We start from the raw sequence: 12,867 nt of genomic DNA, 5'->3' as shown, positions 1-12,867 counted from the left end.
CCAACACAAGTCTTCAAGGCCATGTCTCTTCGACCAGCATACCTCGCCGCCCTGCCGCTGCTGCTCGCAGCGTGCGGCGAGGACGCGGTCGCGCCGGAGAGCCTCGCCGCGGCCTGCCCGCTGCACGCGCCGGTGCGCCTGGCCGCCCCGCCCGACGGCTGGCAGCCCGGGCCCGCGCGGGTCTACCCGTTCAAGCAGCTCGGCGATCGCCTGCTCTACAGCTTCGACGACGCCGGCGACCCCGACCCCGGCTACTGGCTTATCCATCGCTGCGGCGGCGCCCCCCGGCGCTTCACCACCTTCACGCCCGGCACGGTCCTGCCGTTTTCGCTCGAGACCGCCGAGGGCACCCTCGTCTACGCCGTCGACCGCGAGGGTCGCCACGTCGTGCTCGACCGCCTCGACGTCCCCGGCTTCGACGTCCCGCGCCCGGTAGGCGGCCTGCCCGGCTACGACGTCCCCGGCGGCAGCCCGCACGAGGCCGGCTACGCCCTGTTCGCCAGCGTCAATCGCCCGACCGGCGCCGCCCGCCAGGCCGCCGGCGTCGAGGCCGGCACCGCCGTCGTCCACACCCACGACGGCGACCCCGACGCGCCCGCGCTGCTCCTCGGCGACAATGTCGTCAGCCTCGCCCAGCACGGCGGCCACGTCTTCGTCCTCGACGACGACGGCGTGCTGCGCAAGGTCGACCCGTTCACCCGCGAGCGCGAGCCCCTGCAGGACGGCGTCCGCTACTTCACCCTCGCCGGCGACGGCCGCCACCTGATCTGGCAGGCCATCGGCGACGACGACGTCGAGCCCGTCTACCTGCGCGACCTCGAGGTCCGCGCGCGGGTGGCCGTCGCCGACTTCGGCGTCGATCGCGAGATCGCCGTCAACGACTTCGCCGCCCGCTCGTGGAACCGCATGCCCGACCAGGACCTCGCCGCCGTCGGCCGCTGGACCTGGACCGGGGACAGCACCGCCGCCGCGCTCGTCGGCCCCGACGGCACCTTCGTCACCGCCGTGCGCACCGACACCGGCGAGCCGCTGGCGATCCCCGAGCACCGCGGGCAGCGCGGCGCGCTGGGCGACGACTTCGTGCTCGTCATGCCCGACGAGGGCACCCTCGTGCTCGCGCTGTGGCACCCGACCGACGGCGACCTGCGCGTGTGGTACCGCGGCCCGGCCGACGCGACCGTCGAGGCGGGCGCCCGCGTCGGCGACGAGCTCGAGTACTTCCTCGCCGATCCGACCGACGAAACCGCCGGCAGCCTCCTGCGCGTCGACCTGGGCACCGGCGAGCTGACCGAGCGGGCCCCGCGGATCGGCCGCGACTACCGCCCGCTCGACGCCCACCGCTACTTCACCGCCGTCCGCGCCGAGCCGGTGCAGGCCGGCGCCGAGATCCAGTGGACCTACGACCTGCTCGTGTTCGACGCCGACACCCGCGTCTACACCACCATCGCCGAGCGCGTCGACGACTTCGTCCACATGCCCGACCAGGGCGTCCTTTACCTCGACAGCCGCGGCGACGAGCCGGGCCTGTGGGCCGCCCCGCTCGCCTCGCACTGACATGTCTTCTCATCATGTTTTCAAAGACATGTATCCACAGGCAGCTCGACCTGCGGCCCGAGCGACGACGGCGCCCGCTCGACCCCGATGCCCGCGTGGCCCCCGGCCGCGCCGCTTCAACGACGACGCCTCCTCCGCTCGCCGTCGTCTTCGGCCTCGACGCCCCGGTTCGGACCCCTCGCTCCAGCCCAGTGAGTCGAGAATCCCATGGTTTTGGGAACATGTTTTGAAAGGCATGGTTTTTAAAACATGCTCTGTCGGCCGATCCTCGCCGCCCCGCTGATCGCCCTCGCCGTCGCGGCCTGTCAGCCCGACGAGCCGGCCTCGCTCTGCCCGCTGACCGGCCCGGTCCGCCTGGCCGCCCCGCCCGACGGTTGGGCCTTCGACCCGGCGGCCGAGCCGGAGGTCCTCGGCGTCGAGGACGGCCGGATCGCCTTCACCTACGATGAGCGCGACGCGACCTCCCACTGGCAGATCGACGCCTGCGGCGGCGAGCCGGAGCGAGTCGAGGAAGACGCGATCCCCTACCGCGAGCAGCTCCGCACGCTCGACACGCCGGCCGGCGAGGTCACCTACTACCTCGACGAGCTGACGCAGAAGATCCTCGTCGACCGCGACGATCTCCCCGAACCGCAGGTGCTCGCCGGCCTGCCTCCGGCCGACTACCGGGCTGATTATTGGCCCGACCGCATCGTGTTCGTCCGCAACGAGAAGCCGGGTACCCCCACCGGTTACGCCGCCGGCCTCGGCATGGCCACGTACACCCTCTACAGCCACGACGGCGATCCGGCGCAGCCGGCCCTGTTCCTCGCCGACGGGGTCGTCCGCTCCGACCGTCACGGCCTCGATCTGCTCGCGCTGCGTGACGACGGCGAGCTGCGACGCGTCGACGTCGACACCGGCGAGACCACCATCCTCCTCACGGGCGTGCGGGCCTTCTCCGTGTCCTCGCCCTCTCTGATCTGGCAGGAGATGGGCGACGACGTCGCCGAGCCGGTGTACCTCCGCGACCTCGACACCGGCAGCGAGCGACCGCTGCTAATCAACGACTTCTGCCAGCGCTCGTGGGGCCGCGATCCCGACTTCCCCGGCTCCAACTACGGCAGTTGGGGCTTCGACCACGAAACCGGTCTCGCCGGCCTCTCCGGTCCCGGCTACAAGCTCGCCGCCATGCACCGCCTCGCCGACGGCGCCGCGCTCGAGATCCCGGCGCACGACCAGTGGGAGATCTGGGACGACGGCATCGTCGTCTTCGAGACGTTCGAGCCCGGCGAGACCGTGTCGTTCAAGCTCTGGGACCCTGTGACGGGCGCCGAGCACGTGTGGTACCGCGGCGCGTTCGCCGACAGTCCGGCCTTTCTCGCCCACGACGGCGACGGCATCGACTACCTCGTCTTCACCGACCGCGACGCGTGGCTCGGCAGCCTGTGGCGCTACGACTTCGCCAGCGGCCGACACGCCGAGGTCTTGCCGCGCATGTCGTATTACCACTCCCGGCTCGACGACGGCCGCTACATCGTCCGCTTCCCGAGCTCCGACCTCGACGGCGCCGTCGACCTCGTCGTCATCGACCGCGACACCGGCAGCTACACCACACTCGCCGAGCGGGCCCACTCGCCCTGGCCGCTGCGCACCGACGAAGACCAGCTCGCCTACGCCTGGCTCGACCTGCTCGGCCCGGAGCCTGGCCTGTGGATGACGCCGTTGCCGCCGAAGTGACGGGTGCGGCCGCGCGCGCCGTGCGCGACCTCGCTCCCTGCGGGGCTGGCGGTGATGCGTCACCTCTGCTACCTCCCCGCGGGCCGTGAACGAGCTCGCCGCCGAAGTCGCCCGTCGTCGGACCTTTGCGATCATCAGCCACCCGGACGCCGGCAAGACCACGCTGACCGAGAAGCTCCTGCTGTACTCGGGCGCGATCCAGCTCGCGGGCGCGGTGCGGGCCAAGAAGGCCGGGCGGGCCACCACCTCCGACTGGATGGAGATGGAGCGCGAGCGCGGGATCTCCGTCACCACCTCGGTGATGAGCTTCGAGTACCCGCACCCCGAGCTGCCGCCCGACGCGCCGCCGGTGCAGGTCAACCTGCTCGACACGCCCGGCCACGCCGACTTCGGTGAGGACACCTACCGCGTGCTCACGGCCGTCGACGCCGCGCTGATGGTGATCGACGGCGCCAAGGGCGTCGAGGAGCGGACCGAGAAGCTGATCGAGATCTGCCGCCTGCGCGACACGCCGGTCGTCACCTTCATCAACAAGCTCGACCGCGAGTGCCTCGACCCGCTCGAGCTGATGAGCGACGTCGAGAAGAAGCTCGGCATGACCTGCTGCCCGCTGACCTGGCCGATCGGCATGGGCAAGCGCTTCAAGGGCGTCTACGACCTGATGCACAACCGCCTGCACCTGTTCCAGGCCCAGGGCCACGACAAGATCCAGCAGGGCATCCTGGTCGAGGGCCTGCACGATCCTCGGCTCGACGAGCTGCTCGGCGACCAGGTCGACGAGCTGCGCCAGGCCGCCGAGCTGCTCGGCGAGGCCAGCGCCCCGCTCGACCACGCCGCCTTCCTCGCCGGCAAGCAGACCCCGCTGCTGTTCGGCTCGGCGATGAACAACTTCGGCGTCCGCGAGCTGCTCGAGGCCTACATCCGCCTCGCGCCCGGCCCGCTCGCGCGCGAGGCGATCACCGGCCCCGCCGCCGCGACCGCGCCCGCCCCCGGCGAGCCCGTGCCCACGCGCAGGGTCGCGCCCACCGAGGAGGCCTTCTCCGGCTTCGTGTTCAAGATCCAGGCGAACATGGACCCGAACCACCGCGACCGCATGGCCTTCCTGCGCGTCTGCTCCGGCGTGTTCGAGCGCGGCATGCGGGCCCACCACTGCCGCCTCGGCCGCGAGGTCGGGCTCGGCAACGCGACGATGTTCATGGCCCGCGACCGCGAGATCGTCGAGGCCGCCTACGCCGGCGACATCATCGGCCTGCCCAACCACGGCACGATCAAGATCGGCGACACCTTCACCGCCGGCGAGCAGCTCCGCTTCACCGGGATCCCCAGCTTCGCCCCCGAGCTGTTCCGCCGCGTCCTGCTCAAGAGCCCGCTCAAGGCCAAGGCGCTGGCCAAGGGCCTGCAACAGCTCGCCGAGGAGGGCGCGATCCAGGTGTTCAAGCCGCTCGTCGGCAGCATGTTCATCGTCGGCGCCGTCGGTCAGCTCCAGCTCGAGGTGATGAAGCACCGCCTCAAGAGCGAGTACGACGTCGACGCCGACTACGAGAGCGTCGAGTACACCACCGCCCGCTGGATCACGCCCAAGCCGACCACGAAGAGCAAGATCGAGGTGCAGAAGATGCTCGAGGGCTTCCAGCAGAAGAACCAGGGCAACCTCGCCCACGACAGCCACGGCGACCTGGCCTACCTCGCGCCCAACAAGTGGAACCTGGCCAAGGTCGAGGAGCGCTTCCCCGACCTCCGCTTCAGCTCGACCCGCGAGCACACCTGAGCCGGCCGTGGCTCCGCGGCGCGAAAGAACGAAGCGAGCCCCTCGGCTCCTCCAGCCCGAGTGAGAGTCCCCCGCGACCGCCGCGCGGCTGCGAGCAGGTGACGGCGAGCACGGTCTCACCGTCCGCGCGAAAGTCCACGACCCCCTCGCGTAGACTCGCCCGCGTGTCTGCTCGCGTCCCGAGTTTGCCCGGCCTCGTCGTCGCCGCCGCCTTGAGCTCCGCCTGCCCCGACGATCGCCGAGCAGGTCGCGCGCGGCGAGTGGCATCGCGCCTGTCGCCGGGCTGACAGCGCCAAGGAGGTAGCCGAGCTCGAGCGGGCGCTGTGGCCCGAGTTCGCGGCCGGACTGACGCTCGACCTCCAGGTGTTCGACCGCCCCGCCCTCACGCGCGAGCCGGTCGAGGGCCCGCTGGCCGCTCGCGTGCTGCTGGTCCGCTTCGCCGGCGAGCTCGTGTCGCCGAGGCTGCAGCAGACCCGGGTCGAACTGGCCTACATCAGCGACGGCGACCGCCTGCATTTCGGCCCGCCCGCCGGCATCGACACCCCCCAGCTCCGCGAGAGCGAGCGAAGGCTGTACACCGGCCCGTTCGACGAAGGGCTCAGCGATCTCGGCATCGCCGCGCTGCTGCTGGCGCCCACGGGCGAGCCCGGCTACCCCGACGCCCTGAAGCCGCGGCTCGTCGACGGCATCCCGATCCCGCTGCGCGGCGGCGACAAAGTCGGCAAGCTGCGCCAGCGCTGGCATCGCGACGCGGTCGAGAGCGCCAATCGAGAGCGCTACGCGTGGGAGGTGGCGCGCGCGAAGGCCATCCGCAGCGACCCGACCTACGGGCCGGCCGCGGCCTTCATCGAGCAGCGCCTGACCCGCGGACAATGGTCGCTGCTCCTGCCCGCCTACGGGCCGCTGAAATCGACCCTGCGCGTGCGGGTCCAGGGCGTCGTCGTCCACGACGCCGGCGACGCGTGCCACGTCTACACCGAAGCCACGATCGCCCTCCCGGGCGACGGCGACCTGTCCGCCCGCGTCGACGCGCTGTTCGGAGCCGGCCCGCGCCGGCTGGCGGAGCTGCCGTGGCGGCTCTAGGTCGGACGCAGGCTGGCACTGGCATCGCCTGTCCCCGAGGCCATGTCATTCGCCGCGCGGCCTCCCAGCGCCGGTCCCGGCGCTCGCGCGAAGCCGAGTCTTCTCGCCGCGCGACGGGCTCGACGCGCGCGGCTTGAACCTGTCCCTTCAATCATTTCACGGCGCACCCGGGGTCCGTGACGCGCGCGATCCGTCGCGCACGGCCGACCCGGAGGCCGCCTGCATCTGTCCCTTCAGACATCTCGCCGGTGACGCGCACAGCCTCTGGCCGCGAGCACGGCGCGCCCGGCGCGACTCGCACGCGCGCAATCAACTGTCCTCGAGGACAGCTCGAATCCCAGCCCACGCCGCGGACCAGTGTCCGCTTGCGCCACCGCGAGCGATCGCGCCCCGACGCTCGTCACGGTCCTCACGGTGAACCGGTGATCCGCCGGGCCCCTCGCGGTCGCTCATGGGGGCCATGCCCGTGCAGCCCGGGATCGACGGCGACGCCAGCACCATCTGCGCCGACCTGTTGTCGGCGCGGTCGCGGCCCGAGCCGACCGCCGAGACCGGCGGCGAGTCCGCGCTGAGCACCGAAGCCGCGGCCGAGGCGAACGGCGGCGCACGACGCGGCCGCGGCCCCGCGGCCGGCGACGAGATCGGCGACTTCACCCTCCTGCGCCGCCTCGGCGAGGGCGGCATGGGCGTCGTGTTCGCCGCGTGGAGCCACAAGCTGGCCCGCCGCGTGGCGATCAAGATCCCGACCCGCAGCCTCGACGAGGTCGTGCGCGCCCGCATCATCCGCGAGGCCCAGAGCCTGGCCCAGGTCGACCACCCCAACGTCGTCCGGGTGTACGAGATCGGCGAGGAGGGCGAGAACCTCTTCATCGCCATGGAGCTGGTGGAGGGCGTCACCCTCCGCAAGTGGCAGACGGAGGCGCCGCGCGGCTGGCGGGAGATCGTGCAGATGTACCTGCAGGCCGGCCAAGGCCTGGCGGCCGCGCACCACGAGGGGCTGCTGCACCGCGACTTCAAGCCGAGCAACATCCTCGTCGACGGCGAGGGCCGCGTGCGCCTGATCGACTTCGGCCTCGCGCGCATGCGCGACTCGAGCCGCGACATCGCCGCCACCGTCGACGGCGACGAGCCCTCGGGCCCCGAGTTCGTGCTCACCAGCCGCGCCGGCACGCCGCGCTACATGGCCCCGGAGCTGTACGACACCGGCGCGACCGTCGACGCGCGCAGCGACCAGTACTCGTTCTGCGTCGCGCTGTGGGAGGCGCTGTTCGGCGAGCTGCCCGACTGGCGCCGCTCCGCGCCGCAGCCCCGGGCCGTGCCCGCCTGGCTGCTCGCCGCCCTGCGCCGCGGCCTGGCGCTCGACCGCGCCGATCGCTTCCCGACCATGGACGCCCTGCTGGCCGAGCTGACCGCCGGCCTGCAGCCCCGCCGCCGCCGCCCGCTCGCGGTCGTCGGCCTCGCGGCGGCCCTCGGCGCCGGCCTCGGCGCCGCGCTCCAGGGCAGCGGCACCGCCGACGCCTGCGCCGACCCGGCCGCCCTCGCCGAAGCGGTCTGGCCGGCCGAGCAGCGCGCGGCCCTGCGCTCGGCTGGCGAATCGGGCATGTCCATCGAGACATGGTTCTCGGAACATGTCCTGCAGTGGGCCGAGGCCCGCGCCCAGGCCTGCCGCGCCGGCGCGCGCTGGGACGAGGCGGCCCGCGCCCGCGCCCAGACCTGCCTCGACGAGCGCGAGCGGGCGCTGCGGGCGGTCGCCGGCGCGCTGGTCGACGCGCAGAGCCCCGCGAGCGAGCCGGCCGCCGGATCGGGGCAGCGCCTCGACGATCCCCCCGGCGCGCCCGCCGTCCCCGAGCTCGGCCGCGGCTGGGACGGCCGCCTGGCCCTGTGGGACCGCGCGCTCCCGCCGGCCGCCGACTGCGTCGACCCGCGCCGCCTGGCCTTCACCGTCGCGCCGCCTGTCCATATCGACCTGGCGGAAACGACATGGCTCGAGGAACAGCTCCAGTCCGGCGCCGCGCTCGCGCTCGCGGGCGACCCGGCGACCGCGGCCGCGCGGCTGTACCCGGCCCGCGCCCGCGCCGAGCAGGTCGGCGACCGCTGGCGCGCGGCCCGGGCCGACCTCGCGCTCGGCGTCGCCGCGATGCACGTCGGCGACGAGGCCGGGGCCCGCCGCCGCTTCGAGGCCGCGGCCAGCGACGCGGGCGCGGTCGGCGACGACTTCCTGGTCGCCGACGCCTGGCGCTGGCTGGTGTTCGTCGACGCCGCCCGCGACCCCGACCCGGAGCACGCGCTGCTGCTGCTGCCGCACGCCGAGAGCACGCTGTACCGGATCGGTCAGGCCACCGGCGCGCGCATGGTCGACCTGCAGCTGTCGGCCGCGTGGGCCGAGCTGCGCCGCGGCGACCTCGACGCGGCCCACGCCCGCCTGGCCCGCGCGCTGCAGCACGGGCAGGTCGACGAGGCGCTGGCCGCCCGGATCTTGCGTCACCACGCCGAGCAGGCCCACCAGCGCGGGCAGCACCTGCCGGCCGTCGACCTGGCCCGCCAGGCGCTGAGCCTGCAGCTCCGCCGCGAGGGCCCCGACTCGCGCGGCGTCGCCGACACCCGCCAGAGCCTGGCCCGCTACCAGCTCGCCGCCGGCCAGTACGCCGAGGCCGAGGCCAACCTGCGCGCCGCGCTGACCGTCGCCGCCGACGACCCCGACGCGCGCGAGCGCGCCAGCCTCGAGCTCGACCTCGCCGTCGTCCACTACACCCGCGGCGACCTCGCCTCCGCCCGCGCCGCCGCCGAGCGCGCCGCCGCGGCCTTCGCCGCCGTCGTCGATCCGTCGGCCGGCCGCGCCGACCGGATCGCGCTCGCCAAGCTGCGCGGCGACCTGTCCCTCGGGACAGACGATCGCGCCGCCCTGCGCAGCTACGAGGCCGGCCTCGCGCTGGTCGCCGCCGGCCCCGAGCTGCCGGAGACGCGCGACAACGCGGTCGCCATGCGCGTCGGGCTCGCGGCCGCGCGCCAGGGCCTCGGCGACCTCCCGGGCGCCGCCGACGCGATCCGGCGCGCGCTCGCCGAGCTCCGGGGCGTCTCGCCCGCCGTCGCCGCGTACGCCTGGGGCACCGCGGCCGAGCTCGAGCTCGAGCGCGGCCACAGGCGCGAGGCCGAGGCGCACTGTCGCCGCGCGCTCGCGCTTCTGCCCGACGACGACGCCACCGCCCGCGAGCTGCGGCAATTGTTGGTACGGATCCGAGCCTCCGGCCACGCCCGCCGGAAATGATCGGAGGATGTCGGATCTGCATGATCCGATCGACCTCGTCGCGCCACCCATAAGCGCCGATGTCGACCCGAATGACCTTCGTCCGCAGCCCCCGCCCGCTGATCGCGTCGTTCGTCCCCGTGACGCTGCCGGACGGCCTCCTCACCGTCCGCTACGGCACGAGCGGCAGCCTCCCGGTGTTCGAGTGCGTCGGGCAGCGCGTCAGCGGCGGCCGTATCAACCTGTCCCCAGAGACATGGATCGCCTGGCAGGACCGCGGCCTCGACCTCGTGGTCGAGCCCGGCGCGCCGAGCCCGGCCCGCACCGTCCGCGTCACCGCGACCAGCGGGCGCAACCTGCTGACCCCCGCCGGTGACCCGGTCCCGCTCGTCGCCACCGCGCGGCTCGGCGCCCGCCTCCTGTTCGATGGCGACGCCGGCATGAGCTTCAAGATCGCGCTGGACGGCCTGGGCGCCGTCGAGATCGACCTCGGCGACATCAGCAGCCAGATCCGCCCCCCGCCGCCCAAGCTGCCGCCGGACGCGCCCAAGCCGAACTGACGCGGCCGACCTGTCTCAAGCGCCACGTCTTGACGGCCGCCCGCGGCGCGGCTATTCGCGAGGGCGATGCCCCGCCGCGTCCTCCGCGTCGTCTTCTGGCTCCTCGGCGTGTTCGTGCTCATCACCGTCGGCGGCCTGTTCATGCCGCGGCAACACATCGCCATGGAGAGCGTGGTGCTGCCGGCCGCGCCCGAGGTTGTGTACGCGGCGGTGCGCGACGTCGAGTCGCAGCCGAGCTGGCGCTCCGACCTGAAGCGCGTCGAGCTCCTGCCCGACAAGGGCGACCGCCGGGTCTACCGCGAGATCGGCGACGACGGCGTGAACACGTTCGAGATCACCGAGGACGTGCCGAACGAGCGCTTCGTCAGCGAGATGGCCGACCCCGGCCGCTCCTTCGCCGGCCACTGGGTGTTCCAGTTCGCCCCCGCCGAGGGCGGCGGCACGCGCCTCACCCTCACCGAGGTCGGCGACGTGCCCAACCCCGCGCTGCGCTTCCTCGCCGGCGCCATCTTCGGCTGGGAGGGCGCCACGAAGCAGTACCTCGCCGACCTGCAGGCCCACCTGGCCAAGTCCTGAGGCGCGCGCTCACAGCAGCGCCACGCGCTCGACGGGCACGCCGCAGCGGCGCGCCGCCTCGACCTCGAAGCGCACCCACCGCGAGAGTCGGCTGTGCGGCGTCGCCACGTAGATCACGCGGTCGGCCGAGCGCACCCACTCGACGATCGTGCGCTGCGCCGACGTCGACCACCGCTGCGGGTAGTCGAGGAACACGAACTCGTCGCAGGCGCGCAGGCGCTCGAGGTGGGCGCGCGACAGCGGCAGGTCGCGGACCGCGTAGCTGATGAACGTGCGCCGGCGGTCGAACCGGCGGAGCGGGTTAAGCATGGTGCGTCAGCGCCAGGGCGACGAGCACGACCACGCCGACGTAGAAGTAGAACAGCTGCGACGCGTTGAGCAGGCTCGACAGCACCGAGCCGACGGCGTCCTTCTCGAGCCCGAGCGGCGACACCGAGTTGCCGAGCCCGCGGGCCAGGCGAGCCCGCCCGAGCGCCGCCGCGATCCCGCGCCGGGTCTTGCGCTGGTAGTAGAAGTTCTGCGCGTCGGCCAGCCAGAAGAACACCAGCAGCGCCAGGGCCAGCACCGCGCACTGGACGAAGCGGACGTCCTTGTCGACCAGCCACACCACCAGCGCCGCGCACAGGGCCACGCACAGCTTCTTCAGCTCGAGGCACTTGCCGGCGAACTGCAGCGTCGCCGCGTGCAGTTGGTCGACCTCCTTCCAGGCCACTTGCTCCTCGAAGCGCCGCCGCTCGGCGGCATTCTCCACGGCGCGGGACGGCTCGGGCTTCATCGGCGAGGAGATCGAGTCTGCCGCCTGCGCCGCGCGAACACCAGCAGCGGCAGCGCCCACGCCAGCGACTCGCGCTCGCGCGAGATCGCGCAACCCTCGGCCGGCTCGGCCATCACCAGGCAGTCGCCGTCGGGGCAGTCGTCGGGCAGCAGGTCGGCACCTGTCTCTTCGCGCAGCCAGGTCAGGATCGGGTACGGCACCCCGTAGACGCTGTCGCCGGTGCCGCATGGGCGAACCCCGCGCGACGTCACGCCCGCCAGGCGGTACGCGCCGCTCGACAGCCGCACGAACGCCGGCCCGCCCGAGTCCCCGCCGCACGCGTCCTGCCCCTCGCCGCCGGCCCGGAACTCGCGCCGGCTCTTGCTGAACGTGTCGATCGGCGTGGTCATGATCCGCTTGTGACCGACGTCGGCGGTGGTCTGCAGCGGGTCGTCCTCGGCGTCGCTGACGGTGCCGAAGCCGACCACGTGGATCTCGTCGCCCACGTGCATCGTCTCGTCCCACTCGTCTTGCGTGGTGATCGGCGGGATGATCTCCACCCCGTACGCGTCCTGGGCCAGGATCACGTAGCCGAAGTCCCACGCGTCCGACTTGCAGTCCTCGACACAGGCCGTCGGGTACACGCCGTAGCGCTCGACCGCGGCCACGCGCCGCTCGTCCTTGGTGTAGATCGAGTCGCCGAACACCACCGCCATCTCGTCGAGCTTGGGCTCGTGCGACAGGCAGTGCGCGGCCGTCAGCACCACCCGCGGGGCCACCAGGGTGCCGGTGCACAGGCTCGCGGTCGAGACCGTCTCCTGGCTGAGGATCGCCACCACCGAGGTCCACTCGTCGACCGGCACCTCCTCGCCGCCGACGATCGGCACCGGCCGCGGCGCCCCCGCGCCGAGCGGCAGTCCGCACAGGACGGAGAGCAGCGCCGCGGTCGGAAATGCGAGCATGGCCGCCAGCATATCACTGCAACATCGTCCGCGCCCGCTCGCCGACGTCCGGGTTCCGCCCGGCCCCTTGCGGGCGGCCGCGCCCGCGGGTACTAGGCCTTCACTCCAAGGAGCGTCCCATGTCCGTCGCCGTCGGCAGCCCCGCCCCCAACTTCGACCTCTTCGACAACGCCAGGCAGCGCGTCAGCCTCGCCGCCCAGAGCGGCAAGACCGTCGTCCTCGCCTTCTTCCCGGCCGCCTTCACCGCCGTCTGCGAGAAGGAGCTGTGCTCCTTCCGCGACTCGCTGGCCGCCCTCAACGGCCTCAACGCCACCGTGTTCGGCGTCTCGGTCGACGCGCCGTTCGCCAACAAGGCGTTCGCCGAGAAGAACGGCCTCAATTTCCCGCTGCTGTCCGACTACGCCCGCGAGGCCGTGCGCGCCTACGGCGTCGACCACGACGACTTCGCCGGCCTGCCCGGCTACACCGCCGCCAAGCGCTCGGTGTTCGTGATCGACCCCCAGGGCGTCGTCCGCTACGCGTGGGTCGCCCCGAACCCGGGCGTCGAGCCCAACTACGACGAGGTCAAGGCCGCCGTCAGCCAGATCGGCGCGTCCTCGGCCTCCTGAGCCGCCCACTCGCCGCGCTGCAGCCCGCCCGTCGCGCTG

11 protein-coding genes are annotated in these 12,867 nt (G+C 73.2%); 8 read left to right on the top strand and 3 right to left on the bottom strand.

Going from position 1 to position 12,867, the window contains the following annotated elements:
* Positions 1-21 precede the first annotated feature (21 nt).
* From NAEX_RS27310 to NAEX_RS27280, 7 genes are all read left to right on the top strand, one after another.
* On the top strand, positions 22-1,554 hold the full coding sequence (locus NAEX_RS27310) for a hypothetical protein (RefSeq protein ID WP_096330418.1): 1,533 nt from the start codon (positions 22-24) through the stop codon (positions 1,552-1,554).
* A 249-nt stretch (positions 1,555-1,803) separates the two neighbouring features.
* Positions 1,804-3,273 carry a TolB family protein gene (locus NAEX_RS27305; RefSeq protein WP_096330417.1) on the top strand — a complete coding sequence of 490 codons (1,470 nt, stop codon included), beginning with the start codon at positions 1,804-1,806 and terminating at the stop codon, positions 3,271-3,273.
* A gap of 85 nt (positions 3,274-3,358) precedes the next feature.
* Entirely contained in the window at positions 3,359-5,041 is a 1,683-nt protein-coding gene (locus NAEX_RS27300) for a peptide chain release factor 3 (RefSeq protein WP_096330416.1), read from the top strand.
* Positions 5,042-5,404: 363 nt separating this feature from the next.
* On the top strand, positions 5,405-6,124 hold the full coding sequence (locus NAEX_RS27295) for a hypothetical protein (RefSeq protein ID WP_096330415.1): 720 nt from the start codon (positions 5,405-5,407) through the stop codon (positions 6,122-6,124).
* Positions 6,125-6,584: 460 nt separating this feature from the next.
* A complete protein-coding gene (locus NAEX_RS27290; RefSeq protein ID WP_170136045.1) occupies positions 6,585-9,389 on the top strand; it encodes a serine/threonine-protein kinase in 2,805 nt (934 codons plus the stop codon).
* A 59-nt stretch (positions 9,390-9,448) separates the two neighbouring features.
* A complete protein-coding gene (locus NAEX_RS27285) occupies positions 9,449-9,928 on the top strand; it encodes a hypothetical protein (RefSeq protein ID WP_143140332.1) in 480 nt (159 codons plus the stop codon).
* 66 nt (positions 9,929-9,994) lie between these two features.
* Positions 9,995-10,504, top strand: coding sequence for a type II toxin-antitoxin system RatA family toxin (locus tag NAEX_RS27280; RefSeq protein ID WP_096330412.1), 510 nt, complete (start codon positions 9,995-9,997; stop codon positions 10,502-10,504).
* Between the two features lie 9 nt (positions 10,505-10,513).
* Here NAEX_RS27280 and NAEX_RS27275 read toward each other — a convergent pair whose 3' ends face one another.
* Genes NAEX_RS27275 through NAEX_RS27265 form a run of 3 tightly spaced genes read right to left on the bottom strand, consistent with a single transcriptional unit; the run spans position 10,514 to position 12,220 of the window.
* On the bottom strand, positions 10,514-10,813 hold the full coding sequence (locus NAEX_RS27275) for a TIR domain-containing protein (protein ID WP_096330411.1): 300 nt from the start codon (positions 10,811-10,813) through the stop codon (positions 10,514-10,516).
* Positions 10,806-11,279 (bottom strand): hypothetical protein, encoded by a 474-nt coding sequence (locus NAEX_RS27270; RefSeq protein WP_096330410.1) that lies wholly within the window; start codon positions 11,277-11,279, stop codon positions 10,806-10,808. Before NAEX_RS27270 ends, NAEX_RS27275 begins: the two co-directional genes overlap by 8 nt.
* Complete coding sequence (locus NAEX_RS27265) at positions 11,276-12,220, bottom strand: S1 family peptidase (protein WP_170136044.1); 945 nt, start codon at positions 12,218-12,220, stop codon at positions 11,276-11,278. Before NAEX_RS27265 ends, NAEX_RS27270 begins: the two co-directional genes overlap by 4 nt.
* A gap of 119 nt (positions 12,221-12,339) precedes the next feature.
* Between NAEX_RS27265 and NAEX_RS27260 the strand changes: the two genes are divergently transcribed.
* Positions 12,340-12,828 carry a redoxin domain-containing protein gene (locus NAEX_RS27260; protein WP_096330408.1) on the top strand — a complete coding sequence of 163 codons (489 nt, stop codon included), beginning with the start codon at positions 12,340-12,342 and terminating at the stop codon, positions 12,826-12,828.
* Positions 12,829-12,867 lie beyond the last annotated feature (39 nt).

It is taken from the genome of Nannocystis exedens (assembly GCF_002343915.1).
In the GTDB taxonomy this organism is placed as follows: domain Bacteria; phylum Myxococcota_A; class Polyangia; order Nannocystales; family Nannocystaceae; genus Nannocystis; species Nannocystis exedens.
This window is presented reverse-complemented; position numbering and strand designations above follow the sequence as displayed.